Source organism: Streptomyces pallidus (ex Mingjun et al. 2026) (genome assembly GCF_051550185.1).
Taxonomy (GTDB): Bacteria; Actinomycetota; Actinomycetes; order Streptomycetales; family Streptomycetaceae; genus Streptomyces.
In genome coordinates this window covers 6,807,160-6,832,795 of record NZ_CP196181.1, presented here as the reverse complement: position 1 = coordinate 6,832,795, position 25,636 = coordinate 6,807,160, and the positions used below count along the sequence as shown (strand labels likewise).

Genomic DNA, 25,636 nt, shown 5'->3' with positions numbered 1-25,636 from the left:
GTGCCGGTCGCAGCGGGAGCCTCACAGGCTTGCCTCCAGTGCGTCGCGTAACCGGCGGAGCAGCGCCACGTCCGGGGATTGGGTCTGGGTCATCCAGTCGGGCAGGGTCGTCACGACGGGCACCGGGGCCGGCGGGTGCGGGGTCTCCACGAGTCCGGCGGCGGCGAGGCGTCGTACGTCGAGCAGGGTGTGGAAGGCGGGCCGGCCCAGCACCCAGGCCAGGTCCGCGGGGGTCCGCAGGCCGTCCGCGTGGGTCAGCAGGAGCCGCTGGCGGGCGGTGACGGTCTGGCCGGGGGCGGCCGCACGGGGCACCACGGGAGCGGTGTCCAGCTGGGGGTAGGGCCAGACCGCGTCGAGGAGCTCCCGGCGGCGCTGGGTCTCGCGCTCGACCGCGGCGGCCGGGACGGAGCGGACGGAGCCGATCCAGTGGGTGGCCCCGCGGCGGAACCGGGAGGGCCCGCTGCCCGGGGAGAGTGCGAAGAAGGCGGCGTCGAAGATCGCGGCGAGGTGGCAGATCTCCAGTTCGCCGCCGGCGAGGCCGCCGCTGTCCACGAGGAAGCGGGCGACCTGGCCGTGGGCCCCGGCCCGGTCCACGGCCTCGCGCCAGCGCTCGGGGGCGAGGCCGCCGCCGGTGGTGAGCAGGACGTCGAGGCCGGGGGTGGCGGGGCTCTCGGCGTGGACGACGCGGCCGTCCTGCAGGAAGAGGGTGCCGCGGTCGCGGAGCAGGGCGCCGGTGGCGCGCTCCGCTGCGAGTCGGGTGAGGAGGGGGGAGACGGCTGCGGTGGCGGTGGCGAAGGCGGTCATCTGAGCACCAGCTCCTCCGCGAGGGCCCTGAGTCTGTGGCGGGCGAGGGCCAGGTTGCCCTCGGCGCGGTCGAGCCAGAGGTGGAGGAAGACACTGCTGTCGAAGCTGGTCTCGACGAAGCGGAGCACGTGGTATCCGGTCCGGGTGGTGACGATGACGTCCTCGACGGGCGGACCGTCGGCGCCGACGGCGGCCGCGGGGGCCGCGACCGCCGGGGCGGGCTGCGCGAAGGACTCGTACTCGGCGGCGGCCCGGGCCAGCTCCGCGGTCTCGGCGGCGGTGGTCTCGTGGTCGCCGACGGGCGACTCCCCGGCGGTGCCGAGGGCCAGTCCGCTGCTCCAGTCGACCAGCGCGGCCCCGCGCGCACCAGGCAGGGCCATGGCTTCGAGCAGGCATTCGTCGATCCCGGGCACGCGGGCTCCCCTCCCGACCGGATGTGCGAGGTGCACGTCGTACGGCGCGACAGGAGGGAACCTACTCAAGTTCCACAGCCCGGAAGGGCCATCTGGCATTTTCCGCGGGAACATGCGCAGAAGAGCGCGACACCTTGGCCGGAACCCGTCGACTTCTGATCGGGAATGCTGATCACGGTCCGCCGGCCGGGTCGGGACGGCCCTGGAGCAGCACGGGATTCGAGCGCCCGACGCGAACGCGCATGGCCCGTCCGGGTGACCGCGAGCGCCACGGACCACCGGGGCCCGGGCGGCCCGGGCGACCCGGCCGGCCGGTCACTGCGTGCAGGTCACGAAGGCCGGGAGGGGAGCGTCCTCGATCAGGCGGCGCGGCAGGGAAAGGCCGAAACGGCGCTCCAGGACCCCCAGGGTGCGGCGGTCCCGCTCGGCGCAGGGCTCCTCCTCGCGGTGGGCGTGGGAGGAGCCGTCGGCGGTGAGGATGCCGGCGGCGACGAGGTCCGGGAGCAGGTAGTCCGGCCGGTGGCCGCCGCGCCAGACCTCCTCGCCGAGGCCGAAGCAGCAGACCAGCTCGCCGTCGCGGGCGTACGAGAACAGCTTCGGTGGATGGTCGGGCTGGGGGTCGAGGTGGACGGCCTCCGCTCCGCACCGGGAGACGTCGGCGAGCCGGTCGGCGCCCGCCGGCATGCCGTGCTCGACGGCGAAGGACCAGTCGCCCCACCGGCCGACCCTGGCCACGCCGTCACCGTCCACGGTCTCGGCGACCATGGTCCAGGCGTCGGCGGCGCCCAGTGGGCCCGGCCGGATGCCGGGCAGCGCGCCCAGGCGCCGGGCGAGCTCCTCGGGGCCTATGCCCCGGGCGAAGGTGAGGCCGACGTACCAGCCGTCCCAGTCGGCGAGCCAGCGTATGGCTCCGCCTCCGTCCCCGGTCTTCTCCACGGTCGTTCCTCCGCACATCGTGCCGGCACTCCCCCGACCGGCACAATACTCACTGTGCGGGGGATTCCGGGAGGAGTCGGTCGACCATCGAGTCGATGATGCCCGCCACCGGGTGGCCCTCCAGCACCGCCGGCGCGGTCAGGTCCTCCACGATCAGGCCCGTCATCGCGAGGTACAGCAGCAGTACGCCCTGCCGGTCCCCGGGCAGGCCCGACTCCAGGTGCCAGGCGGTGTTCGCCTCCAGCTCCGCGCCCTGGAACGCGGCCAGCTCCGCCTGGAGCTCGGGGCGCCGGATGCCCTCGAGCCGCAGCTCCAGGTGGGCGATGTGCACGCTGCGCTCGCGCCGCATCCGCTCCAGCAGGAGCATGAGCAGCACCTTGGCGTCCAGCGGTGCGGGCAGGTCCGCCGGGTCGGGGATGATCCGCTCCCGGGTGCGGTGCAGGATCTGCACGAGCAGCTGGGACCGGTTGGCGAAGTAGTTCGACGCGGTCCCGGTCGGCACGCCCGCCTCGGCGTCGACCGCCCGCAGGGTCAGGCCGCGCGAGCCCTCGCGCGCCAGGACTTCGATGGCGGCGTCGAGCAACGCGGTGCGGCGCTCGGGGTTGTGACGCATGGGTGGTTCCTGACGGTGTATGGGTGTGCGGGTGTGCTCGACGCTGCGGAGCGGGCACTCCACGCGCAGTGATTCGGACACGCTAGCGGACACGGCGGGTCCCGGCCCTCCCCACCAGTGCCTCTCACATGTCACTCTGCCCCCATGGAGCGGATCATCGAGGAGATTCGAGAGGAACTGTCCCGCCGGATCACCGTGACGGCGGACCGGCTCGCCGACCGGACGCTGGCCGAGGACCCCGCGTACGCCGCCCTGCTCGGCCGGACCGAGCTGCGCGAGCGGATCCACCACAACCTCGCGCAGTCCGTCGAGGGGCTGGTCCGCAGCGCGCGCGGGCTGCCGGTGGAGCTCGACGACGCCCGGGCCACCGGCACGCTCCGCGCCGAGCAGGGCCTGCCGCTCGCCTCGCTGCTGCGCACCTACCGGCGGGGCGGCCGGCTGCTCTGGCACACCCTCACCGAGGCGGTGACCGCGCACGATCCGGCCGCACTCCCCCGGCTGCTGCCGCTCGCCTCGGTGCTGTGGGACGTGGTGGACCAGCTGACGGACGCGGTGGCCGAGGCGTACCGCCGCACGGAGGCCGCGCGCTGCGACCGCGACCGGGAGCGCCGGGCGTCCCTGCTGGACACCCTGCTCGACGGCGGGGGCCCGGCGGACGGGCCGGCGGCCTCGGAGGCCGCGGCCCAGCTGGGGCTGCCCGAGCGGGGCCGGTTCGCGGTGGTGGTGATCGGCTCGGGCACCTCCGGCGGGTGCGGTGCCGAGCCGGCGGCCTCCGGGCCGCGGGTGCTGTGGAGGGTCCGGGCCGACGGGGAGACGGGGCTGGTGGAGCTGGGCCGGCATCCGCTGGAGTCCGTACGGGAGCTGCTCGCGCCGCTCGGGGTGCGGGCCGGGGTCAGCCCGGTCGTGGAGGCCCCGGGGGACCTGGCGCGGGCCCGGTGGCTGGCGGCACTCGCGCTGCGCACCGCGCCCTCGTCGGCCGGGCCGCACACGGCGTTGCTGGACGAGCGGCTGCCGATGGCGCTGGTGGCCTCGCAGGCCGAACTGGCGGGACGGCTGCGGCAGGTGGTGCTCGGTCCGGTGCTGGGGCTGCCCGCGGAGGACTGCCGGGTCCTGCTGGGCACGCTGGGCACGTGGCTGGCCTGCCGGGGCTCGACGACGCGGGCCGCGCAGGTGCTGTACTGCCACCGCAACACCGTCTCGAACCGGCTGCGCCGCCTGGAACACCTCACCGGCCGTTCCCTGTCCGACCCGGCGCACGTGGTGGAGCTGGCCCTGGCCCACGCCGCGGTCCTCCAGCGCACGGCGGGCGGGCCCGTCCCGGCCCCGGAGCCCGCCGCCGCGCGGCCGCCGCACCGGCCCGCCTAGCCGGTGGGCGGCTCCGCGTGCCGGGCCGAGGCGAGGAGGTAGGGGACGTCGATCACGGCCACGCCCGGGGTGAACAGCAGACGGGCCTTCAGGCGCAGCGCGATCTGGTTGTGCAGGGGCTGCTCCCACCAGTGGCCCACGACGAACTCGGGGATGACCACGGAGAGGATGTCCGTGCCCTCTGCGGCGGCCAGTTCCTGGATGTGCGCGAGGACCGGCGCGACCACCTCGCGGTACGGGGAGTGCAGGATCTTCAGGGGTACGCCCGGGTCGTACCGCGCCCAGGCCTCGCGCAGCCGGCGCGCCTCGTCCTCGTCGGCGGCGACCGTGACGGCGGTCAGGGTGTCGGGGTGCAGGGCCTGTGCGTAGCCGAGGGCCTGCAGGGTGGGGGCGTGCACGGCGGAGACCAGGACCAGGACGTGGTGGCGGGCGGGCTTGCGCGGCCGGGCGTCCGCGGCGACGGCGACCTGGACGGCGACCCGGTCGTAGTGGCGGCGGACCGCTTTCATGGCGGCGAACAGCAGCGGCATGGCGAGGACGACCAGCCAGGCGCCGTGGGTGAACTTGGTGACGAGGACGATGACCAGGACCAGGGCGGTCAGGGCCGCGCCGACCGCGTTGATGGCGAGCCGCCGGTGGATGTGGACCCGTTCCGGCCGGGGGGTGGCCGGCGAGGCGAGCGCGCGGCGCCAGTGCCGGACCATGCCCGCCTGGGAGAGGGTGAAGGAGACGAAGACGCCGATGATGTAGAGCTGGATGAGGCGGGTGAGCTGGGCGTCGAAGGCGACGATCAGGGTGATGGCGGTGAGGGCGAGCAGGACGATGCCGTTGGAGTAGACGAGCCGGTCGCCGCGGTTGGAGAGCTGGCGGGGCGCGTACCGGTCGCGGGCCAGGATCGAGGCGAGCATCGGGAAGCCGTTGAAGGCGGTGTTGGCGGCGAGGACCAGCACTCCGGCGGTGGCGGCCTGGAGCAGGTAGAAGAGGACGTGCCAGTCGCCGAAGGTGGCGCGGCCGATCTGGGCGAGCGCGGTGGACATCGGGGTGCCGGGGGGAAGCCCGAGTTCGGTGGGGTCGGCGGCGACGTGGACCTGGTACAGCATGGCGAGGGCGGTGATGCCGAGGAACATGGTGACCGAGAGGGCGCCCATCGCGGCCAGCGTGTTGGCGGCGTTGCGGCTCTTGGGCCTGCGGAACGCGGGCACGCCGTTGCTGATCGCCTCGACTCCGGTCAGGGCCGTGCAGCCGGAGGCGAAGGCCCGCATGGCGAGGAGGACGACGCCGAGGCCGGTGAAGGTGCCGACGGCGGTGATCGGCAGGTCCGCTGACTCGGCGCGGATGGTGGCGCCGCCCGCGATCCGGACCGCGGCGACGGCGAACATGAGGTAGATGACGGCGATGAAGCCGTAGGTGGGGATGGCGAAGACCCGCCCGGACTCCCGCACCCCGCGCAGGTTCATCACCGTCAGCAGCACCACGAACGCCACCGACAGGGCCACTTCGTGGTCGCTGAGGGCGGGGACGGCCGAGGTGATGGCGTCGACGCCGGAGACCACGGAGACGGCGACGGTCAGCACGTAGTCGACGAGCAGGGCGCTGGCGGCGGTGAGGGCGGCTCCCTGGCCGAGGTTCTCGGAGCTGACGACGTACGCCCCGCCACCGCCGGGGTAGGCGTGGCAGGTCTGCCGGTACGAGGCGACGACCACGACGAGGAGGAAGGCGATGGCCGCGGCGGCGTACCAGGCGAGGTGGAGCAGGGCGACGCCGCCGAGGGCGAGGATCAGCAGGATCTCCTCGGTGGCGTAGGCCACGGAGGAGAGGGGGTCGCTGCAGAAGATGGGCAGGGCGAGCCTCTTGGGCAGCAGGGTCTCGCCCAGTCGTGCGGTGTCGAGCGGCTCACCGACCAGCACGCGCTTCGGATTGATGCGCCTCATTCAGGCATGATCAGGCATTTTTCAAGGACTTCGTCCCTTTTCATGGCGGTGTCGGGCTGTGTGGGGTGGTGTTCCGCCGTCGCGAGTCGGGCCAGTTCGGCGGCCCGGTCGGCCAGCCACAGGTCGTAGCGGGCGCTCGGCGACTGGAGCAGGGAGCGCTGGAGCACGCCCTCGATCCGGGTGAGCCGCTTGCGGGTGCCGGGCACCGATAGGCCGAGGGCGCTCGCCGTGCCGGCGAGGTGGGTGTCGTTGCGCAGCCAGGCCCGTACGGTGTCGAGTGCGCCCGGCGGGGCGTCGGGTCCGGTCAGCGGGGCCAGTTGGGCGTGCGACCAGGCCGCCAGGTGCGGGTGGCGCAGCACGGCGTCCAGGTCGGCAGCGGCTCCGGCTGCGGGAGCGCGTACCGCCCCGGGCACGGCGGGCGCCGGGGTCCTGTACGGGCTTGTTCTGCCGCCGGGTGTCAGACGCAGCGCCAGCGAGAGCGCGGCTTGCTCCGGGAGCCGGGCGAGGTCCGTGCCGAGGACGGATTCGACCAGGCGCAGCCGGCTCGCCAGGGTGTTGCGGTGGATCTTCAGGAGTCGGGTGGCGTGCGAGGAGAAGTCCAGCCATGCGTGGGCTGTGGCCCGCAGCTCCTGCCCGCCGGGGTCCTGGGGCCGCCGGGGCTCGTACGCGTGCAGCGGAGCGAGGAAGGCCTCGGCCCAGCCGGTGCCGGCCTCGTGGGCGGCCAGTTCCGGTTCGGGGGCGGGGCCGAAGCGGGCGTGGTGCCCGGTGCGGCCGCGGGCGACGGCCAGCGCGTGGAAGGCCTGGGTGTGGGCGGCCGGGGACTCCCGCAGCGACAGCTGGCAGCTGACCCCGACCACGCAGTCCGGCACGGCGCGCACCAGCGCCTCGGCCAGCGGGTCGTGGGTGGCGGAGGAGGCCGCCAGGTCGGTGGGTACGAAGGCGATCAGGTGGCGCACGTACACCGGGCAGCGCACGATCCACGCCCGGCCGCCGGTCAGCTCCCGGCACACCCGGGCGACCTCGGCGCGCTGCGCCGCCCGGGACTCGATGACGTACATGCGCATCGGGTCGGGCAGGGAGGGGGACAGCGTCTCGGCGACCTGGTGGGCGGTGGAGAGCCGGCCGGCCATCAGCAGGTGCAGGACTGCCTCGCGGGCCCGCGACTCGGCGAGGCGGGCCCGTTCCGCTCGCCGTTCGGCCTCCTCGGCGCGCAGGACGAGCTCCAGTGCGCCGGCCGCGTCGGCGAGCAGGGCCGGTGCGGCCGGGGCGTACGGCCGCTGTACCTCGGCGGCCAGGATGCGGCCGCCGTCGAGGGCGTACAGCAGCACGGCGGAGCCGTCGCCGTCCAGGGCGGCCGACCGCACGCCGCGCGCGGCCAGCTCGTCCGCGCCGCGCCGGGCCGCTTCCGGAGCGGTGCGGGACGCGCAGGGTACGGCGTCCTTCCGCGGGTCCAGTACGCCGGTCCAGCCGCCGAGCCGGCCGGCGAGCCAGTGGAGCAGTGCGGCCGAGCCGCCGGAGCGGGCGAGCCGGTGCACCTTGAGGATGTCCTCGGACCGTGTGCCGGGGCGGGCGGGTTCGGCGGGGCGGGCGGCTTCGGTCGTCCCGGTCCCGGTGCTGGTCCCGGTCCCGGTCCGGTCCGGCGCGGTCGGCGGGGTGGGTGCGGGCGGGGTGGCCAATGCCGGGCTCCGTTCGGCGGTGCGGGTCGCGCGGCCGCATTCAACCATCCGCCGCACACTGTGCGCTGTGATACCGGTCTCGCCCGGTCACTGGGCGCAGCGGTCCCTGCGAACCGGCCGCCGTCGGCCTAGGTTTGGCCGTGAGCGGACGGCCCCGGGAACGACGGGGGAGTCGCCGGGGCCTCCTCGCTCACATGCGGGCGGCCGCGCTGCGGATGGCCTCGCGGATGCGGAAGTAGGTGCCGCAGCGGCAGATGTTGGCGATGGCGTCGATGTCCTCGTCGGTGGGCGAGGCGGTCCGCCGGAGCAGGGCGACGGCGGTCTGAAGTCGACGTCGAAGTCGAGGGGGAAGCTGCGCGGTTTGCCCCCGGTGGCCCGGGACCAGGCGTTGGCGATGGCGCCCACGGCGGCGGGCACCCCGAGTTCGCCGGCGCCGCCGGGCTCGTCGCCGGTCGCAGGCAGCACGATGACGCGCACGTCGCGCGGGGTGTCGCGCTGGCGGGCCCAGTGGAACTGGCTGTAACTGCCCTCCAACGGGAGTCCCCTGTCCAGGTGGAGGCCGGCCCGCAGGGTGGTGGAGATGGCGTCGGTGAGCCCGCCGATCATCTGGGCCTCCAGGCCGCGCGGGTTGACGGGCAGGCCCGCGTCGACCGCGATGACGGCCTTGGTGACCCGGACGTGCTCCCGGTCCCGCGCGTCTATCTCGACGAGGCAGGCGGTGCGGGACTTGTACTCCTCGTGGAAGGCGATGCCCTGGCCACAGCCCGCCGGCATCGGCCGGCCCCACCGTCCTTCCGCGGCCACCGCGTCGAGGACCGTTCGCTGGGCGTCGGTCCTGAGGAAGGTGCGCCGGAACCGGTACGGGTCCCGCCCGGTCCGCGCGGCGAGTTCGTCGACCACGATCTCCTCGGCGCCGCGGGTGTTGGCGGAGTACACCGAGCGCCAGGAGCCGGTCGGGATGCCGGTGGGCACCTCGGTGAGGGCCTGGGTGGTGAGGCCGAAGTGGTAGGGGGACTTGACGGTGGTGAGGAACAGGGTCTGCGCCAGGGTGGCGTTGCCGATGCCGGACGGGAGGCTGGCGGCGGTGGCGGTGAGGATCTCGCCGAGTCCGTGCCGGAAGTCGGTCTCGACGGCGGCCACCCGGTGCTCGAAGCTGAGGATCTCGCCGAGCGCGTACGTGGCGCGGATGCGGTGGTGGGTGGCGGGGCGCATGCGGCCGTGCCGGGTGTCGTCGACGCGGGTCCACATGAGGCGGACGGGTCGGCGGCTGGCCTTCGAGACGCGGGCGGCCTCCAGGGCGGCGTCGAAGAAGAGGCGCCGGCCGAAGGAGCCGCCGGCCCGGACCACGTGGACGGTGACCTTGTCCACGGGCAGGCCGAGTTCGGCGGCGATGGTCTGGCGGGCCACGATCGGGGACTTGAGGCCGGACCAGATCTCGGCGCGGCCGTCGCGGACGTCGGCGACGGCGCAGTTGGTCTCCATCGGCGCGTGGCTGACGAAGGCGAAGTCGAACTCGGCGTCCACGTAGGGCGTGAGCAGGGGCGGGACCAGGAGCGGTGGGACGGCGGCGCGCAGGGTGGCGCGGACGTCGGCGTCGGAGAGGTGGTCGGCGGGGCCTGGGCCCCAGGAGACCTGGAGGGCGGCCTTGGCGTCGATGGCCTGGCCGAAGGTCTCGGCGACGACGGCGACCCCGGTCGGGACGGTGACCACGTCGAGGACGCCGGGCATGGCGCGGACGGCGGCGAGGTTGGCGACGGAGCGGACGGCGCCGCCGAGGGTCGGCGGGCGGCGTACCACGCAGGGTTTGGCGCCGGGCACGTCGAGGTCGAGGGTGTAGCGCTGGGCGCCGGTGACCATGGCGCGGGCGTCGATCCGGCCTGTGGGGCTGCCGACGAGGGTGTGCTGCGCGGTCTTCTTCGGGGCGGCGCCCGGGACGACGAGGGCCGGGTCGGCGGCGGCCGCGGAGAGGCCGCCGTAGTCGGCGGTGCGGCCGTCGGGGGCGCGTACGGCGCCGTTCGCGGTGGTCAGGGCGGAGGCGGGGAGGTTCCAGCGGCGGGCTGCTGCGGCGACGAGGCGGGCGCGGGCGGTGGCCGCGGTCCGGCGGACGGGCCCGTACAGCGAGCGGATGGCGTTGGAGCTGCCGGTGAGCTGGTTGAACAGCAGTTCGGGCCGGGCGTCGTCGAGTTCCACGTGGACGGAGGCCAGCGGCGCGTCGAGCTCTTCCGCGACGAGCATGGCCACGGCGGTGGTGAGTCCCTGGCCGACCTCCTCGCGCGGCAGCCGGAAGCGGACGGTCCCGTCGGTCTCGACGGTGAGGACGAGCAGGGCGGCGGTGGGGGCGCCGGCCAGGACGAACAGGTCGCCGAGGTCCACCAGGTCGGCCGGGGCGGGCAGGGTCGGGATGTCGGCGTGGGCGGGCTGCGGGGCGAGGACGTCGACGCCGGCCCGGGTGACGAGGGCGAGCGTGGGCGCCGCGACGAGGTGGGTGAGGAAGGAGCGGCGGCTCTGCCCGGTCATGTCGCTGTCCCCACTGCTGCGGAACCCGATTCACACGGGCCCCTCCTGTCACTTCCGGCGTGTTACCGCCACGTAGGGTAGCGACCGCCCCCGCGAGGGGGAAGCGGAACGGCACGGAGAGTACGCGGGAGGGGGTCCTTCGTTCGGGCGGTGCCCCCCGGGGACCCGGCGCGGCTCCGTGTACGAGTCCCGCCACCCGGAGGGGGAAGCCCTCGACCGCGCGCTCGACCGGCGCCGCCCCGGCAGGACTGTTTCCGGCCACGGGCGGACGATGGAGGGAGAGACCCCGACAGGAGGTGTGTGGCGATGGCGAAGTTCATGGACGTCCACCACGACATGAAGGGCATCACGCGGGACCAGCTGATGGAGGCCCACAACGCTGACCTGGCGATCGAGAAGGACGAGGGCGTGCACTTCGAGCGCGCCTGGGCCGACCCGGCGTCCGGCACCGTGTACTGCCTGTCCGAGGCGCCCTCGGCGGAGGCGGTCAAGCGTATCCACGAGCGCTCCGGTCACCCGGCCAACGAGATCCACCCGGTTCCGCTCGTCGTGTGACGGCCGGGGTTCCCGCAGAGCACGGGCGGGCGGGCCAGGGGGCGGGCCCTCCGGGTCCGCCGGCCCGGACCGCGGACGGAATCATGACCGGAACCGTTCGCACGGCACGGGAGACCGACCGGGAGGCCTTTGGCATATGCCGGAAGCAAGACCGTAGCGGATGTTGCCAAACGCCTTACGGCCTTTCACGGCCTGTGCCACAGTCGTCGTAGGCCCACCCTTCATGCCTGGCCGCGTCGCGCCCGTATCGGAGTTCCCATGCCGTCCCACCTGTTCGCGGACCGTCCCGCGCAGCCGCCCGAGCCCGGGTCGGTGGACGCACTGATCTCGCAGACCCGGCGGCTGCGCGGCGGTGTGGACGCCGTGCGCCGCGACACCGTCGTCGACGACGACGACGTCCAGGGCCGATGGCAGCGCGCGTTGTGCGACCTCGCCGTGCACCAGCTCGACGACCTGCGCGAGCACCTGGACCAGCTCAAGGAAGGGCTGCCGCCCGCCCCCGCCCTCGAAGAGCTCCCGGAGCAGGACCCCGAGGGCGAGGCCGAGACCGGCGCGCAGACCCGCGTCGGCAGTGCCGAGTGGAACCTGCTGACGGACGAGGTCATCTGGTCCGAGGAGCTGTTCCAGATCTTCGGCCGCTCCCCCGAGGCGGGCCCGCTCCCCCTCGACGAGCTGGGATCCACCCTGTTCTCGGAGGACCAGCCGCTGCTGACCGCGATGGTGACGGCCTGTCTGGTCGACGGCAGACCCATCGACGGGGAGTTCCGCATCGTCCGGTCCGACGGCCGGGTCCGCACGCTGCACATGCGGGGCGAGCCGGTGCTCGACTCCGACGGCTGCACCGCCTCCATGTGGGCGGTCCTTCGGGACGTGAGTGAGCTGCGCCGCAGCCAGCGCGCCGTCCGCGAGTCCCGTGACTCGCTGCAGCGCCGGCGGGAGATCGCGCAGACCGAGCACCGGCTGGTGGTCGAGCTGCAGGAAGCCGTGCTCCCCCCGTGGCGCGGCTCCCTGCGGTTCCCGCACACCAGCACCGGCACGCTCGACGTGGCCGCGCACTACCTTCCGTCGGCGAGCGGTTCCCCGATCGGCGGCGACTGGTACGACGCGCTCGAACTGGCCGACGGCCGCTCGCTGCTGACCGTCGGGGACCTGACGGGCCACGGCGTGACGGCCACGTCCGGCATGGCGATGCTGCTCGGCGCGCTGCGCGGGATGGCCATGGCCGGTATCGAGCCGGCCGCCCTGATGGGCTTGCTCAACCAGCTGCTGGAGTCCTCCGTACAGCCCGCGCTCGGGTCAGCCGTGTGCTGCCGGTACGACCCCGGGAGCCGGACGCTGTCCTGGGCCCAGTCCGGGCACCCGGCCCCGCTGCTGTTCCGCGGGGGTGCGGGCCGCGCCCTGGTCGCACCCGAGGGGGTACTCCTGGGCGCGACCTCCGGGGCTGCGTACGGGCAGGCCGAGGAGCGGCTGGAAGCCGGCGACGTGCTCGTGCTGCACACGGACGGCCTCGCCGCCCGCAGTGCCGGCGCGGTCCGGTCGGAAGGCTCCGGGCGGCTGCTGGCGCTGGCACCCCGGGTCACTGCGGCACGGTCGGCGCAGGACTGCCTGCGGATGGTGGTGGAGGAGTTCGGCGGGGGCGACCGCGAGGACGACGCCTGCGTCCTGGTGGCCCGGGTCACGGGCTGACGGAACGGGGACGACCGCGGGTCGTCGTGGCCGCGCCGGAGGGCGCGGCCTTTCCCGTCTTCGCATGCCGGTGAAGGCGGACGGGGGCGCGGAAGCCGGAACGGAGGCAGTTGCGGCTGCGGTTGCTGCGGCCGTGGGTGCTGCCGGTGTGGACGGGGATAAGCGTGCGGTGGGCCGGCTCACGGCCTAGACGGTGTGCTGTGCCGGGCTGTTGGGCAGGGCGAACTGGATCTCGGCCCGCAGGTCCTCGATGCGCGCGTACCCGGCGTACTGGGCCGTGAGCCGGTACATCTCGCGCAGCCGGTCCCAGGTCCGGTGCGAGGAGGTCTCGTTCATGGAGACGAGGGCCAGGCGCGCGTAGCGGTCCGCCTGTTCGGGGTCGTCGGCGAGGAAGCAGGCGGAGGCCATCGAGATGTAGTCGAAGATCTGCGAACGCTGGTGGCCGCTGGCCCGCAGCCGCAGCGCCTCCCGGGCGTGCCGCTGGGCGATCGGGGCGGCGGCGGGCTCGTGGTCGGCGAGGGTGCGGTAGGCCAGTGCCTGCATGCCGTGCAGGTCGGCCTCGTCGAAGTGCTGCATCCACGAGGGCGGGGGGACGTCACCCTTGTCCGACACGAACAGGTCCTCGGCCTCGCCGAGCGTGCGCCGCATGGCCTGGCCCTTGCCCAGGGCGGCCTGCGCCCAGGCCTCGATGGTGTGCAACATGGCGCGGGTGCGCGGCAGCGTCTGCTCGCCGGAGCCGGACTGCGCCAGCTTCATCAGGTCCAGGGCCTCGTTGGGCCGGCCCAGGTGGACCATCTGGCGGGCGGCACGGGACAGCGCCTCCCCGGCGCGCGGCCGGTCACCGCCCTCGCGGGCCGCGTGCGCGGCGATGACGAAGTACTTCTGCGCGGTGGGTTCGAGGCCGACGTCGTGGGACATCCAGCCCGCCAGGACCGCCAGGTTGGCCGCCACCCCCCACAGCCGCCGCTGGAGGTGGTCGGGGTGGTGGTAGGCGAGCATCCCGCCGACCTCGTTCAGCTGCCCGACGACGGCCTTGCGCTGCAAGCCGCCGCCTCTGGAGGCGTCCCAGGCGCGGAATACCTCCACGGAGCGCTCCAGGGCCTCGATCTCCTCGGAGCCGATGGGGGCGGCCTCGTAGCGGTCGAAGGCGACCGGGTCGGCCTGGAAGGATTCGCCGAAGCGCTTGGTGTCCTTGACGGCCCGCACGTCGGTGTGCAGCCAGTCGTACATGGCGTTGGTGAGGGCGGAGCCGGCGGTGAGCGCCACTCCCGCGCCCATCAGACCGCGACGGTTGAGCATGAGGTCCATTCCCGTGAATTCGGTGAGGACCGCGGCCGTGCGTTCGGGCGCCCAGGGCATGCCGTCGGGGTTGTCCTGCACCCCGGCCGACTGCCGTTTGGAGGTGCGCCGCTGCCGTACGAACCCGAGGTCCTCGATGGTCACGACACGACCGAGCCGCTCGGTGAACAGGGCCGCCAGTACGGTGGGAACGGGTTCGCGGGGGGTCTCCCCCATGTCGATCCAGCGCCGCACCCGCGAGGTGTCGGTGGCCAGCTGGTGGTGGCCCATGGCCGCCGCCTGCCGGTTGACCATCCTCGCCAGCTCACCCTTCGACCAGCCGGCCAGGCCGAACAGGTCGTTCAGTCGGGTGTTTGGTCCTTTGCTCACGTCAAGCCCCCAGGTTCTCGGCTGATTTGACAGTAGCCCGCCGCCAACGGGCCCACGACTATTCGCCAGCCTTCGCCAGGGCACGCTTCGTGGTCCGCCACCCGTCGCCGGGTGTCAGGTAGGAATGCGCCTCCCCGACCCGGTCACCGGCGGAACTCCCCAGGGTGAAGTACGGGATCGGCGGGGCGGCGTACGCAACTCGTCGGCGCACGAAGGGAACCGCAAGCCATGTACGCAGCAACGTCCTCCGTGTCCGCCCCGGTCCGGCCCCACCGCACGCTGCAGGCGGGCGGCGGCGCCTATCTCGATCCCGGCCGTCCCCCGGCACCGGTGCCGGGCGCCCTGCGGGCGCGGCGCGTGCCGGGGCCCGTCGCGCAGCCGCTCAGCGGAAGAATCGACCTGTCCGGGCCGCAGGGTGCGCAGCTGCGCACCGCCCTCGCCTCGGTGCAGCGGATCTGTCCGGAGTTCGCGCCGGTGCAGGTGCTGCGCCGCAGCGGCCGGTCGGTCCTGCTGGTCGGTACGACGGGTCGGGCGACGGCCGTGGCGAAGGTTTTACTGGACCACTCGCCGGAATGGCGTGAGCGGTACCGGCACGAAATAGCGACGTACCGGGCGTTCGTCCGACACCGCCCGCCGGTCCGGGTGCCGCGGCTGATCGCCGCGGACCCCGAGAACTGCACGCTGGTGGTCGAGCGGATGGCGGGCCGGGTCGCGGCATTGCAGCGGCACCCCGTGGAGGCCCCGCCGCGGGCCGACGTACGGGCTGCGCTGGGCGCGGTGTGCCGGGTGAACCAGTGGCGGCCGCCGACGGAGCTGTTCGAGGACCCGCTGAACTACCCGCAGCGGATCGCGCGGTACCACGAGCTGGGACTGCTCACCGACCGGGACCTGGGTGACCTGCAGAAGCTGCTGCACGGCCTGAAACTGGCCGGCGTGCAGCGGCAGTTCAACCACGGCGACGCCCTGCTGTCGAACCTGCTGCTGTCCCCGGCCGGGCCGGTACTGCTCGACTGGGAGCACGCGGGCTGGTACCTGCCCGGCTACGACCTGGCCACGCTGTGGACGGTGCTGGGCGACGCGCCGGCCGCGCGCAGCCAGATCAGCCGGCTCGCGCAGGCGGCGGGACCGGCCGCGCGGGACGCCTTCCTGGTCAACCTGATGCTGGTGCTGACCCGGGAGATCCGGATGTCCGAGACGGCCGTCCAGCGGTCGATGGCGGCGGCCGCGCCGGCGCAGCCCCTGCCGGCGGGCGCGCTGTCCTCCGGTGAGGAGCAGCGGCTGCTGCTGCGCCGGCTGCACGACGACTGCGGCATGGCACGCAGGGCGGTGCGTGCGGCGGTCGGGACCCGCTGACCCCGGGCGGTCCCGCACCCCGCACGAAAATCCCGTGGCGTACGCACCCCGTGTGCGTACCACGGGATTTCGTGCGTCCGGGCCCGCACATGGCTTGACTTCCCGTCCGCCCGCGCACAGCTTTCTGATACCGCATCAGATTCCGTGTCTGCTTCGCCCGGTCCCTTGCCTCCCCTCCCGCTGGAGCCTGCCCATGACTGCGAGCGCCTCCCCCTCCCCCACCCCGGGTCCCCGCACCCGGCCCTCCCGCCGGTCGGTCCTCGCCGGGGCCGGGGCCGGGGTCGCGTCCGCCGTGCTGCCGGCCCCCGCCGCGCGGGCCGACGGCGCCGGACCGGGTGCACCGCTGGGCGAGTACGACGTCGTGGTGGTCGGCTCCGGGGCCGCGGGGATGACCGCGGCGCTGACGGCCGCGCGGCGGGGCCTGAGCGTGCTCGTGGTCGAGAAGGCCCCCACCTTCGGCGGTTCGGCGGCCCGCTCCGGAGCCGGCATCTGGCTGCCGAACAACTCGGTGATCCTGCGCGCGGGGGTGCCCGACACCCCGGAGAAGGCCGCGGCGTACCTGGCCGCGGTGGTCGGGCCGGAGGTCCCGGCGTCCCGGCAGGCGGCGTTCCTGGCGAACGGGCCGCGGATGCTGGACTTCGTGATGGCCAACAGCCCGCTGCGCTTCCGGTACATGGACGGGTACAGCGACTACTACCCGAACCTGCCGGGCGGGCTGCCGAACGGCCGCTCCATCGAGCCCGACCAGCTCGACGGCAACGTCCTGGGCGCCGAACTCGCCCGCCTGAACCCGGCGTACCTGCCGGTCCCGGCCGGGATGGTGGTGTTCAGCCAGGACTACAAGTGGCTGACCCTGGCCGCGGTCAACGTGAAGGGCACGGCGGTGTCCGCCGCATGCCTGGCGCGCGGCACTGCGGCGGCGCTGCGCGGGGAGAAGCCGCTGACCATGGGGCAGGCCCTGGCGGCCGGACTGCGGGCGGGGCTGCTGCGGGCGGGGGTTCCGGTGTGGCTCGGCAGCCCCCTGGTGGACCTGGTGCAGGAGGGCGGAGCGGTCACCGGGGTCGTGGTGGAGAGGGACGGCGCACGGGGGGTGGTGCGCGCCCGCAAGGGGGTGGTCATCGGCTCGGGCGGGTTCGAGCACGACGCGCAGATGCGGGCGCGGTACCAGCAGCAGCCGATCGACACGCAGTGGTCGGTGGGCGCCGCGGAGAACACCGGCGACGGCATCCGGGCCGGCGAGCGGGCCGGCGCGGCCCTGGCGCTGATGGAGGACGCCTGGTGGGGGCCGACGATCCCGCTGCCGGGGGAGCCGTACTTCTGCCTGGCGGAGCGGACCCTGCCGGGCGGGCTGGTCGTGAACGCGGCGGGCGCCCGCTTCGTGAACGAGGCGGCCCCGTACAGCGACGTGGTGCACGTGATGTACGAGAAGGACCGGGGCGCACCCGGTTCCCACGTCCCCGCCTGGCTGATCGTGGACCAGAACTACCGCAACAGGTACCTGTTCAAGGACGTGCTGCCGACGCTCCCGTTCCCGGAGTCCTGGTACGGGGCGGGCGCGGTCCGCAAGGCCTGGACGTGGGACGCGCTCGCGGGGCAGATCGGTGTGCCGGCGGGGGCTCTGCGGGCGACGCTGAACCGTTTCAACGCACAGGCGTGGAGCGGGAACGACGCCGACTTCCACCGCGGGGACACGGCGTACGACCACTACTACACGGATCCGGCCGTGTTCCCGAACTCGTGCCTGGCGCCGGTGTGGGCGCCGCCGTTCTACGCGTTCCGGATCGTGCCGGGCGACCTCGGGACGAAGGGCGGCATCGTCACGGACGCCCGGGCGCGGGCGCTGCGGCCGGACGGTTCGGTGATCCGGGGGCTGTGGGCGGCGGGCAACGCGAGCGCGGCGGTGATGGGGCACAGCTACGCGGGTGCGGGATCGACGATCGGCCCGGCCATGACCTTCGGCTACGTCGCGGCGAACGACATCGCGGACACGTAGCGGGCGGGGCGGGCGCCGTCGGGCGTGGGCGCGGCCCGACCCGGGAGGGCGCCGCCCGCCCTCGGGGCCGGCCCGCCTCGACGCCGCGCCGCAGCGGTGCCCTCCGTGCCGGGCGGGCCCTCAGCCCTGCTGGAAGAGCTCGGCCGGGAGCGGCTTGAGCAGCGCGTACAGGTCGTCGCTGATGGGCCGGTCCCAGCTGGCGATGGTGACCAGCACGTTGTCGCTGCGGTCGAACTGCACGCAGCTGATCCGGCTCTCGGAGAGCTTCACCTTCCGGACGATGAGGAGGTTGTCGCCCTGCATCACGGGGCAGTCCTCGGTGCCGGTGACGTGGACGTCCTCGTCGTTCTCCAGGGCGTCGAGGAGCTGGGCCACCTCGAAGGGGACCTGGCCCTCGGCGAGGTCCCGGGCCGGGGACCCCTCGGGAAGGTTGCCGATGATCATCGCGGGGCCGCGTCCGCCGAACAGGTCGTAGCGGAGAAAGACGCCCTGGCAGCTGCCGTCGGGCGCGGGCAGGAGCCCGGCCCCGAGATTGCCCGGCCAGTCACCCGGGTCCATGGCCAGGACGTCGAAGTCCGGGCCGGCGGGTGTGGCGGCGCGGTTGCGGCGGAGGAAGGACATGCCGCCATGGTACGTGGCCGGTCGCGGTTTCCGGATCCCGGGGCGGGCGGTGGCGGGCGCCTACAGGGGCGGGACGAGGGTGAACCAGTGCGCGAGGAGCTCCTTGTCGCCGGTGGTCTCCAGATCGTCCGCCGGGATCCTCCGCCAGAGGAAGAGCATCAGGTCGGAGGCGGTTCCGGCGGCCTCGACGTGCGCCGGGCCGGCGGCGTCCGGCTCGACGTGGACGAGGTCGCCGGAGAGGGTCACCGTCCAGGATCCGGGACCGTCCGTACGGCGGAACCGGTAGCGCTCCCCCGCGCCGGGCGGGGCCGCGGCCACGGCCCGCCGGAAGGGGGCCATGACCTCGAGGCTCTGCGGGACGGCGTCGGCGGCGAGGGCCGCGTCGACGGGGCCCGGGGTGCCGGTGGCGCCCTCCGCGTCCCAGCGGTGGATCGCCAGCTCGATGGCCTGCATCCGCAGCCAGAACCCGCTGGTGTGCCGGCCGGGGTCGGCGGACCAGGTCCACACCGGCTCCTCTGGTCCGAGCTCGCGGAACAGGTCGGCGAGCTGCCGCGCGCCCTGCGCGAACCAGTCCGTCACCGGCCGCGTCAGCGGCCCGCGGTTCGGCGCCCGCTCCGGGAGCGGCCACGCGCCCCGGGTCGCCGGGTCCTCGGGGAGCTCGAAGAGGGAGAGGTCGGTGGGGTCGGGGGGCGCGGTGAGGCGGTCGCGCAGGATGCGGCCGACGAAGCGGTGGACTCCGCCCAGATGGACGAGGAGGTCGGAGGCCGACCAGCCGGGGCAGGACGGCACGAGGGGCAGCGGGCCTTCACCGGCTCCGGCGACGACGCGTTCGACGGCCTTCTCGAAGGCCAGGGTCTCGTTGCGGAAGTGGGACAGGTGTGCGCTGTGGTCCATGCGGCAACACTGCCCGCCGAGCGGTGTGCGTACCGGGGTTGCGCTGCGCGCGTACGCGGTGGTGCGCGCGGTGCGCGGTGGCGCGCCCCCGGGGCACCCGGGCCACACCGACGGGTGGCCCGACGCCGCGGGGTGCGCGGACGCCGCCGGGGTTGCGCCGGGCACGCCGACGCCGCCGGGCGCTGCGGCTGCGCGGTCCGGCGGCGTCGGCGGGTGGCCGGGGCGGGCGGGTCAGGTGAGGTCGAACTCGCCGCCCCGGGCGCCGAGGACGAACCTGCGCCACTCGTCCGGCGCGAAGATCAGCGAGGGGCTCTCGGGGCGCTCGCTGTTGCGCATCGCGATGAACCCCTCGACGAAGGCGATCTGGACGTCGCCCGCCCCCCGGCTGCTGGACTGCCAGTCCGCCTGACTGAGGTCCAGGTCCGGCTTGCCCCAGCCGGAGGTCGGCTGCGAAGTGATGGTGTCGGTCACGTGCGTGCTCCTCCCGGTACGTCGTCCGGGGCCAGGGTAGCCATCGCGGCGCGTGTCGCACAGACCACGGTGTGTCACACCCGACCGTCCCGTCGCCCGGCCGCGGTGCGCGGTCCCGACCGGCCCGGGTCGGACCGCGGTCCCCTGCCGGTCAGGAGGCGGGGGGCTCGGATCCGACGAGCCACATCGCGAAGAACTGCGCGCCGCCGCCGTACGCGTGTCCCAGTGCCCGCCGGGCTCCGGGCACCTGGTGCTCCCCGGCCCGGCCGCGGACCTGGAGGGCCGCCTCGGCGAAGCGGATCATGCCGGAGGCGCCGATCGGGTTGGTGGACAGGACGCCTCCGGAGGGGTTCACCGGGAGGTCCCCGTCGAGTTCGGTCACCCCCGCCTCGGTGAGCTTCCAGCCCTCGCCCTCCTGTGCGAAGCCCAGGTTCTCCAGCCACATGGGCTCGTACCAGGAGAACGGCACGTACATCTCCACGGCGTCGATCTCGCGCCGCGGGTCGGTGATGCCCGCCTGCCGGTACACGTCGGCCGCGCAGTCCTTGCCGGCCTGCGGCGACACGAAGTCCTTCCCGGCGAAGAGGGTCGGCTCGCTGCGCATCGCGCCGCCGTGCAGCCAGGCGGCCGTCCCCGGGGAACGGGCCGCGCCCGCCCGGTCGGTGAGGACCATGGCGCAGGCCCCGTCCGAGGAGGGGCAGGTCTCGGAGTAGCGGATCGGGTCCCACAGCATGGGCGAGGCCTGGACCTTCTCCAGGGTGATGCCGTGCTCGTGGAGGTGTGCGTACGGGTTCTTCAGCGCGTTGCGGCGGTCCTTGTAGGCGACGAGCGAGCCCACGGTGTCGGGCGCGCCGGTGCGCCGCATGTACGCGCGCACGTGCGGGGCGAAGAAGCCGCCCGCGCCCGCAAGCAGGGGCTGTTGGAAGGGGACGGGCAGCGACAGCCCCCACATGGCGTTGGATTCGGACTGCTTCTCGAAGGCCAGGGTGAGTACGGTGCGGTGGACGCGGGCGGCGACGAGGTTGGCGGCGACCAGCGCCGTGGACCCGCCGACCGAGCCGGCGGTGTGCACGCGCAGCATGGGCTTGCCGGCGGCGCCGAGGGCGTCCGCGAGGTACAGCTCGGGCATCATCACGCCCTCGAAGAAGTCGGGGGCCTTGCCGATGACGACGGCGTCGACGTCCGCCCAGGCCAGTTCGGCGTCGGCGAGGGCGCGGACCGCGGCCTCGCGGACGAGGCCGGCGATCGACACGTCGTGGCGGGCGGCGACGTGCTTCGTCTGGCCGATGCCGACGACGGCCACGGGCTCCTTGCTCATGTGCGGTCCCCTTCCAGGACGGCGACCAGGTTCTGCTGCAGGCAGGGGCCGGACGTGGCGTGGGCGACGGCCCGGTCGGACTCGCCGCGGTGGATCCGGGCGGCGGCCTCGCCGATCCTGATCAGGCCGGCGGCCATGAGCGGGTTGGCGGCGAGGGCCCCGCCGGAGGGGTTGACGGCCACCGCGCCGTCGTCCCCGATGCGCAGGGCCTTGCGCAGCACGACCTCCTGCGAGGAGAACGGGGCGTGCAGTTCGGCGGTGTCCACGGGTCGGTCGAAGAAGCCGGCGTGCCGGGCGGCGGTCCGGGTGGACGGGGAGTCGGTGAGGTCGCGCAGGCCCAGGCCGTGGGCCTCGATGCGGTGGTCGATGCCGGTGATCCAGGCCGGGCGGGCGCACAGCCGCCGTGCGGCGTCCGCGGCGGCCAGCACGACCGCGGCCGCGCCGTCGCCGATGGGCGGGCAGTCGCCCGTACGCAGCGGCCGCACCTGGTAGTCGCCCTGCGGGACGGGGCCGCGGAGCTGGGCGTGCGGGTTGGCCCCGGCGGCGGCACGGCTGCGGGCGCCGATGGCGGCGAGGGCGGGCTCGTCGGTCTCTCCGGCGTCGATCAGGGCCTGGGCCTGGAGGGCGGCCAGGGCCACCGAGTCGGGCCACAGGGGCGCCAGGTAGTACGGGTCGAGCTGCCGGGTCAGGACGTCGCGCACCGGTCCCGGGGAGGACTTGCCGTACGCGTAGACGAGCGCGGTGTCGGCCTCGCCGGTCTGGATCTTGACCCAGGCCTCGTAGAGGGCCCAGGCGCCGTCCATCTCGACGTGGGATTCGGAGATCGGCGGCCAGGCGCCGACGCCGTCGAGGGTCATGGTGAACGAGAAGGCCCGGCCGGCGAGGTAGTCGGAGGAGCCGGAGCAGGTGAAGCCGATCTCCCCCGCCTTCAGTCCGGTCTGCCGGAGGACGTCGTGCAGGACCGGCATGACCATCTCGACTTCGCTCAGCTCGTCCGTGCGGCGCAGGTGGTCGCTCTGCGCGAAGGCGACGACCGCGACATCGCGCGCGTACCGGGTCCCGTCGGTCACAGCAGCTCCTTGTACGCCTCGTAGTCCGCGTCCGGCTCGCCGGTGGGACGGTAGTGGTCGGGGTAGCGGCCGCCTTCGGTCCACACGGGCTCGACGCGCAGGCCCATGCGGACCTGGTCGTAGGGGATGCCGCCGATGCGGCCGTGCAGGGCGAGGTCGGCGCCGTCGAGGGCGATGTGCGCGTAGACGTACGGCACTTCGACGGCGTCGTTCATGGCGTTCCTGGCCTTGATGTTGACGATGCAGAAGGTCGTGACCGTGCCGCGCGGACCGACCTCGACCCGGTCGGTGGTGGCGACCCCGCAGGTGGGGCAGGCGCCGCGGGGCGGGACGTACACCTTGTGGCAGGAGGGGCAGCGTTCGCCGACGGTGCGGTGTTCGGCGAGGGCGCCCAGGTACGCGGTCTGGGCGCGGCCGGGGCTGTAGGTGTAGTCGAGGCGGGCGGGGGCGACGATGCCGGTGACGGGCTCGGGGAAGACCCCGTCGTGCGGGGCGGGGGGCGCGGCCGCGGGCTCGCCGGGGTCGTGGGGTGCGTACGGCTCGAAGCAGGCGATGTCGGTGATGGCGCCGGTGCGTTCGGCGGCCCAGCGGACACGGACCCGCATGCCGGTGCGGACGGCGTCCGGGCCGGGCGCGTCGAGGGCGTGCAGCAGGGCGGTGTCGGCCCCGTCGAGGCGGACCAGCACCCAGGCGAAGGGGGTGCCGAGGGGCTGGTTCGGGCGGGGGTGGCCGTTCCAGGCGAAGGTGGTGACGGTGCCGGTGGGGGCGACCTCGACGAGCTCGCGGAGTTCCTCGGCGGTGACGGGGTCGTACTCGACGGGCGGGACCATCACCCGGCCGTCGGAGGTCTTCACGCCGAGGACGACGCGCTCGCGCAGCCCGGTGAGGAAGGCGCTCTGCACCGGTCCGAGGGACCGGGTGAAGGGGAACTCGACGACGAGGGGCGCGCGCAGCACCTCGGGCGGGGACGCGGCGGTCATGGCGGTTCTCCCAGTTCTCCGGGTCGGGCGGGTGAGGAGGGTGCTGCGGCGGCGCGGGCGGACACGAGCGGCGGGGCGGCGGCGTCGCAGCACTAGGCGCGGCGGTACACCGGGGGGCGTTTCTCTGCGAAGGCCCGGGCGCCCTCCTTGGCGTCGGCCGTGTCGAAGACCGGCCCACCCCGGGCGAGTTCGGCGGCCAGTGCCGCGGTTTCGTCGAGTCCGGCGGTCTCGTAGACCGAGGCCTTGACGGCCTCGACGGCGAGGGGGCCGCAGGCGTTGACCTGTTCGGCGATCTCCAGGGCCTTGTCCAGGGCCGTGCCGGTGGGGACGACGTGGCCGACGAGCCCGATGCGTGCGGCCTCCTCCGCGGAGTACGGCCGGCCGGTCAGGAGCATTTCCAGGGCGTGCGTGCGCGGTATCTGGCGCGGCAGCCGTACGGTCGAGCCGCCGATGGGGAACAGGCCCCGCCTGACCTCGAAGAGCCCGAAGGTGGCGCCGGCGGCCGCGACGCGGATGTCGGTGCCCTGGAGGATCTCGGTGCCGCCGGCCACGCAGTACCCCTCGACGGCGGCGATGACGGGCTTGCGCGGCCGGTGGTGGCGCAGCATCGCCTTCCAGTGCAGGTCGGGGTCGGCCTTCAGGCGGTCGCGGTACCCGTCCCCGGCCATGCCCTTCCCGGCGAGCGCCTTGAGGTCCATCCCGGCGCAGAAGTCGCCTCCGGCCCCGGTCAGCACGATCGAGCGGACGCTGTCATCCGCATCGGCCTCCAGCCAGCCGTCGTGGAGGCCGACCAGCAGGGGCAGCGAGAGCGCGTTCTTCGCTTCGGGCCGGTTCATGGTGAGCACGAGCGTGGCGCCGTGCCGTTCGACGGTGAGGTGTTCGGTGCCGCCCATTGCCGTCCTCCCTCTCAAGACCTAGAACAGGTTGCAGGAGCGTGGTGTGCAGTTCAAGGGTTTTCTGACACCTAGTCAGTTTTGTTGTTCCGCGGCCTTCCCAGTTGGTCCGGGCGGCGCTGTAATGGCCGCCGGGCGGCCCGGCCGGCCGGCCGCCAAGGGAGCTTCGGGGGTGAGGAGGAACGGTGGAGTACAACCTTGCCGACCTGTTCGAATCGGTCGTGGACGTGGTCCCGGACCGCGAGGCCCTGGTGTACGTGGACCACCCGGGGACCGGTGCCGAGCGCCGCCTCACGTACGCGCAGCTGGACGCGGCGGCCAACCGCATCGCCCACCACCTGCGGGACAGCGGGCTGAAGGCCGGCGAGCACGTGGGTCTGCACCTCTACAACGGGGTCGAGTACCTCCAGACCGTGCTGGCCTGCCTGAAGGCCCGGCTGGTGCCGGTGAACGTCAACTACCGGTACGTGGAGGAGGAGCTGGTCCACCTCTACGGCGACGCCGACCTCGCCGCGCTCGTCTTCGAGGGCGAGTTCACGGCGCGGGTGGCGGCCGCCCTGCCCCGTACGCCGAAGCTGCGCCACCTGATCCGGGTCGGGCGGGCCCCCGGGGGGGCGCCCGAGCCGGCCGTCGCCCCGGTGGCGTTCGCGGAGGCGGAGGCGGCCGGCTCACCGGACCGCGGCTTCGGGCCCCGCTCCCCCGACGACCTGTTCATCATCTACACCGGCGGCACGACCGGCATGCCCAAGGGCGTCATGTGGCGGGCGGAGGACCTGTTCTTCGCGGGACTGTTCGGCGGGGAGCCGTCGGGTGAGCCGGTCAAGCGGCCGGAGGAGCTGGCGGAGCGGGCCGCGGCGCGCGGCCCCGGGCTCACCTTCTTCCCCGCCCCGCCGCTGATGCACGGCACCTCGACGCTGACCTCGTTCATCGCCTTCAACTACGGCCAGCGGGTGGTCATCCACCGCAAGTACGTCCCCGAGGAGGTGTTGCGGACGATCGAGAAGGAGAAGGTGTCGAGCGTGTCCCTGGTGGGCGACGCGATGCTGCGGCCGCTCATCGACGCGCTGAAGGGCCCGCTGCGGGGGACCGACCTGTCCTCGCTGTTCAGCGTGTCCTCGTCCGGGGCGATCATGTCGGACTCGGTCCGCGCCGAGTTCCTCCGGCTCGTCCCGAACGTGCTGCTGCTGAACAACTTCGGCTCCTCGGAGTCCGGTTCCAACGGCCGGGCGGCCGACGACGCCGGCCCGGAGCGGGGGTTCCGGCTCGTCGTCAACGACCGTACGCAGGTGGTGGACCCGGCGACGCACGAGCCGGTGCCGCCGGGGGTGCCCGGGCGGCTCGCGCAGCGCGGCCACGTACCGCTCGGCTACTACAACGACCCCGCGAAGACCGCCGAGACCTTCTTCCGCAAGGGCGAGGAGCGGTGGGTGCTGCTCGGGGACATGGCCACCGTGGACGCCGAGGGCATCGTCACCGTGCTGGGGCGCGGCTCGCAGTGCATCAACACGGGCGGCGAGAAGGTGTACCCGGAGGAGGTCGAGCAGGCGCTGAAGGCGCATCCGGACGTGTACGACGCCCTCGTCGCCGGGGTGCCGGACGCGCGGTGGGGCAGTCATGTCGCGGCGGTGGTCCAACTGCGCGAGGGCGCGCCGGAGCCTTCGCTGGACGAGATCCAGGGCCACTGCCGGACCAGGCTGGCGGGCTACAAGATCCCGCGCCAGCTGGTCATCGCGCCGGCCGTGCAGCGGTCGCCGAGCGGCAAGGCGGACTACCGGTGGGCGAAGGCGGTGGCGGTGGAGGCCGACGCGGCGGCCGCCCGCCGGAAACCGCCGACGGCCGGCTGAAGGGGGCCCGGCCCCCGACCAGGACCCTTCCCGTC

General features: G+C 74.2%; 21 protein-coding genes. 6 read left to right on the top strand and 15 right to left on the bottom strand.

Annotated elements, in window-relative coordinates; all coding sequences use genetic code 11:
- Positions 1–21: 21 nt before the first annotated feature.
- The 4 genes from ACSHWO_RS30435 to ACSHWO_RS30420 all read right to left on the bottom strand — a co-directional run bounded on the left by ACSHWO_RS30435 (position 22) and on the right by ACSHWO_RS30420 (position 2,766).
- A complete protein-coding gene (locus tag ACSHWO_RS30435) occupies positions 22–804 on the bottom strand; it encodes a transcriptional regulator (protein WP_361090338.1) in 783 nt (260 codons plus the stop codon).
- Entirely contained in the window at positions 801–1,217 is a 417-nt protein-coding gene (locus ACSHWO_RS30430) for a hypothetical protein (RefSeq protein ID WP_385834235.1), read from the bottom strand. Before ACSHWO_RS30430 ends, ACSHWO_RS30435 begins: the two co-directional genes overlap by 4 nt.
- A 315-nt stretch (positions 1,218–1,532) precedes the next feature.
- Complete coding sequence (locus ACSHWO_RS30425; RefSeq protein ID WP_361090331.1) at positions 1,533–2,153, bottom strand: DUF6461 domain-containing protein; 621 nt, start codon at positions 2,151–2,153, stop codon at positions 1,533–1,535.
- A 49-nt stretch (positions 2,154–2,202) separates the two neighbouring features.
- A complete protein-coding gene (locus ACSHWO_RS30420; protein ID WP_385834243.1) occupies positions 2,203–2,766 on the bottom strand; it encodes a TetR/AcrR family transcriptional regulator in 564 nt (187 codons plus the stop codon).
- Positions 2,767–2,910: 144 nt separating this feature from the next.
- Here ACSHWO_RS30420 and ACSHWO_RS30415 point away from each other — a divergent pair, with 144 nt between their 5' ends.
- Entirely contained in the window at positions 2,911–4,131 is a 1,221-nt protein-coding gene (locus tag ACSHWO_RS30415) for a PucR family transcriptional regulator (RefSeq protein ID WP_438316897.1), read from the top strand.
- Here ACSHWO_RS30415 and ACSHWO_RS30410 read toward each other — a convergent pair.
- The 3 genes from ACSHWO_RS30410 to ACSHWO_RS30400 form a co-directional block, all read right to left on the bottom strand.
- Positions 4,128–6,062 (bottom strand): APC family permease, encoded by a 1,935-nt coding sequence (locus ACSHWO_RS30410; RefSeq protein WP_438316894.1) that lies wholly within the window; start codon positions 6,060–6,062, stop codon positions 4,128–4,130. The two genes, ACSHWO_RS30415 and ACSHWO_RS30410, sit on opposite strands and share 4 nt — an antisense overlap.
- Complete coding sequence (locus tag ACSHWO_RS30405; protein ID WP_438316891.1) at positions 6,059–7,738, bottom strand: helix-turn-helix domain-containing protein; 1,680 nt, start codon at positions 7,736–7,738, stop codon at positions 6,059–6,061. Before ACSHWO_RS30405 ends, ACSHWO_RS30410 begins: the two co-directional genes overlap by 4 nt.
- 87 nt (positions 7,739–7,825) lie before the next feature.
- Positions 7,826–10,255 carry a molybdopterin cofactor-binding domain-containing protein gene (locus tag ACSHWO_RS30400; RefSeq protein ID WP_438316888.1) on the bottom strand — a complete coding sequence of 810 codons (2,430 nt, stop codon included), beginning with the start codon at positions 10,253–10,255 and terminating at the stop codon, positions 7,826–7,828.
- A 306-nt stretch (positions 10,256–10,561) separates the two neighbouring features.
- On the opposite strand from ACSHWO_RS30400, the gene ACSHWO_RS30395 reads away from it, so the two are divergent.
- Together ACSHWO_RS30395 and ACSHWO_RS30390 are read left to right on the top strand one after the other, a co-directional pair.
- Positions 10,562–10,810 (top strand): SCO4226 family nickel-binding protein, encoded by a 249-nt coding sequence (locus tag ACSHWO_RS30395; protein WP_361090310.1) that lies wholly within the window; start codon positions 10,562–10,564, stop codon positions 10,808–10,810.
- A 258-nt stretch (positions 10,811–11,068) separates the two neighbouring features.
- Positions 11,069–12,496, top strand: a complete 1,428-nt coding sequence (locus tag ACSHWO_RS30390) for a PP2C family protein-serine/threonine phosphatase (protein WP_438316885.1) — start codon at positions 11,069–11,071, stop codon at positions 12,494–12,496.
- A gap of 186 nt (positions 12,497–12,682) precedes the next feature.
- On the opposite strand, the gene ACSHWO_RS30385 is transcribed toward ACSHWO_RS30390, so the two are convergent.
- Positions 12,683–14,164 (bottom strand): DNA-binding protein NsdB, encoded by a 1,482-nt coding sequence (locus ACSHWO_RS30385; RefSeq protein WP_438316882.1) that lies wholly within the window; start codon positions 14,162–14,164, stop codon positions 12,683–12,685.
- 228 nt (positions 14,165–14,392) lie between these two features.
- Here ACSHWO_RS30385 and ACSHWO_RS30380 point away from each other — a divergent pair, with 228 nt between their 5' ends.
- Together ACSHWO_RS30380 and kstD are read left to right on the top strand one after the other, a co-directional pair.
- Complete coding sequence (locus tag ACSHWO_RS30380; RefSeq protein WP_361090301.1) at positions 14,393–15,517, top strand: aminoglycoside phosphotransferase family protein; 1,125 nt, start codon at positions 14,393–14,395, stop codon at positions 15,515–15,517.
- Between the two features lie 193 nt (positions 15,518–15,710).
- The gene (gene kstD, locus ACSHWO_RS30375) at positions 15,711–17,510 is read left to right on the top strand and encodes a 3-oxosteroid 1-dehydrogenase (RefSeq protein WP_438316878.1); all 1,800 of its coding nucleotides are present in this window, start codon (positions 15,711–15,713) and stop codon (positions 17,508–17,510) included.
- Between the two features lie 120 nt (positions 17,511–17,630).
- Here the strand turns inward: kstD and ACSHWO_RS30370 are convergent, their stop codons facing one another.
- From ACSHWO_RS30370 to ACSHWO_RS30340, 7 genes are all read right to left on the bottom strand, one after another.
- Positions 17,631–18,131 (bottom strand): hypothetical protein, encoded by a 501-nt coding sequence (locus ACSHWO_RS30370; RefSeq protein WP_361090295.1) that lies wholly within the window; start codon positions 18,129–18,131, stop codon positions 17,631–17,633.
- A 60-nt stretch (positions 18,132–18,191) separates the two neighbouring features.
- The gene (locus tag ACSHWO_RS30365; RefSeq protein WP_385834321.1) at positions 18,192–19,025 is read right to left on the bottom strand and encodes a maleylpyruvate isomerase family mycothiol-dependent enzyme; all 834 of its coding nucleotides are present in this window, start codon (positions 19,023–19,025) and stop codon (positions 18,192–18,194) included.
- A gap of 231 nt (positions 19,026–19,256) precedes the next feature.
- Complete coding sequence (locus ACSHWO_RS30360) at positions 19,257–19,496, bottom strand: DUF397 domain-containing protein (protein ID WP_361090289.1); 240 nt, start codon at positions 19,494–19,496, stop codon at positions 19,257–19,259.
- Between the two features lie 151 nt (positions 19,497–19,647).
- On the bottom strand, positions 19,648–20,814 hold the full coding sequence (locus ACSHWO_RS30355; RefSeq protein ID WP_438316874.1) for a thiolase domain-containing protein: 1,167 nt from the start codon (positions 20,812–20,814) through the stop codon (positions 19,648–19,650).
- Positions 20,811–21,884 (bottom strand): thiolase domain-containing protein, encoded by a 1,074-nt coding sequence (locus tag ACSHWO_RS30350; protein WP_361090283.1) that lies wholly within the window; start codon positions 21,882–21,884, stop codon positions 20,811–20,813. The genes ACSHWO_RS30355 and ACSHWO_RS30350 overlap by 4 nt, the downstream gene beginning before the upstream one ends.
- Positions 21,881–22,864: a Zn-ribbon domain-containing OB-fold protein gene (locus ACSHWO_RS30345; RefSeq protein WP_438316870.1), complete on the bottom strand. Its 984-nt coding sequence runs from the start codon at positions 22,862–22,864 to the stop codon at positions 21,881–21,883. The genes ACSHWO_RS30350 and ACSHWO_RS30345 overlap by 4 nt, the downstream gene beginning before the upstream one ends.
- A 92-nt stretch (positions 22,865–22,956) precedes the next feature.
- The gene (locus tag ACSHWO_RS30340; RefSeq protein WP_385834341.1) at positions 22,957–23,757 is read right to left on the bottom strand and encodes a crotonase/enoyl-CoA hydratase family protein; all 801 of its coding nucleotides are present in this window, start codon (positions 23,755–23,757) and stop codon (positions 22,957–22,959) included.
- A gap of 185 nt (positions 23,758–23,942) precedes the next feature.
- On the opposite strand from ACSHWO_RS30340, the gene ACSHWO_RS30335 reads away from it, so the two are divergent.
- Entirely contained in the window at positions 23,943–25,601 is a 1,659-nt protein-coding gene (locus ACSHWO_RS30335; protein WP_438316867.1) for an acyl-CoA synthetase, read from the top strand.
- Positions 25,602–25,636: the final 35 nt, after the last annotated feature.

Coding starts and splice junctions, on each gene's coding strand:
- ACSHWO_RS30435 (WP_361090338.1), bottom strand. CDS start 804: ATGACCGCCTTCGCCACCGCCACCGCAGCCGTCTCCCCCCTCCTCACC.
- ACSHWO_RS30420 (WP_385834243.1), bottom strand. CDS start 2,766: ATGCGTCACAACCCCGAGCGCCGCACCGCGTTGCTCGACGCCGCCATC.
- ACSHWO_RS30415 (WP_438316897.1), top strand. CDS start 2,911: ATGGAGCGGATCATCGAGGAGATTCGAGAGGAACTGTCCCGCCGGATC.
- ACSHWO_RS30410 (WP_438316894.1), bottom strand. CDS start 6,062: ATGAGGCGCATCAATCCGAAGCGCGTGCTGGTCGGTGAGCCGCTCGAC.
- ACSHWO_RS30400 (WP_438316888.1), bottom strand. CDS start 10,255: ATGACCGGGCAGAGCCGCCGCTCCTTCCTCACCCACCTCGTCGCGGCG.
- ACSHWO_RS30395 (WP_361090310.1), top strand. CDS start 10,562: ATGGCGAAGTTCATGGACGTCCACCACGACATGAAGGGCATCACGCGG.
- ACSHWO_RS30390 (WP_438316885.1), top strand. CDS start 11,069: ATGCCGTCCCACCTGTTCGCGGACCGTCCCGCGCAGCCGCCCGAGCCC.
- ACSHWO_RS30380 (WP_361090301.1), top strand. CDS start 14,393: ATGTACGCAGCAACGTCCTCCGTGTCCGCCCCGGTCCGGCCCCACCGC.
- kstD (WP_438316878.1), top strand. CDS start 15,711: ATGACTGCGAGCGCCTCCCCCTCCCCCACCCCGGGTCCCCGCACCCGG.
- ACSHWO_RS30370 (WP_361090295.1), bottom strand. CDS start 18,131: ATGTCCTTCCTCCGCCGCAACCGCGCCGCCACACCCGCCGGCCCGGAC.
- ACSHWO_RS30365 (WP_385834321.1), bottom strand. CDS start 19,025: ATGGACCACAGCGCACACCTGTCCCACTTCCGCAACGAGACCCTGGCC.
- ACSHWO_RS30355 (WP_438316874.1), bottom strand. CDS start 20,814: ATGAGCAAGGAGCCCGTGGCCGTCGTCGGCATCGGCCAGACGAAGCAC.
- ACSHWO_RS30345 (WP_438316870.1), bottom strand. CDS start 22,864: ATGACCGCCGCGTCCCCGCCCGAGGTGCTGCGCGCGCCCCTCGTCGTC.
- ACSHWO_RS30340 (WP_385834341.1), bottom strand. CDS start 23,757: ATGGGCGGCACCGAACACCTCACCGTCGAACGGCACGGCGCCACGCTC.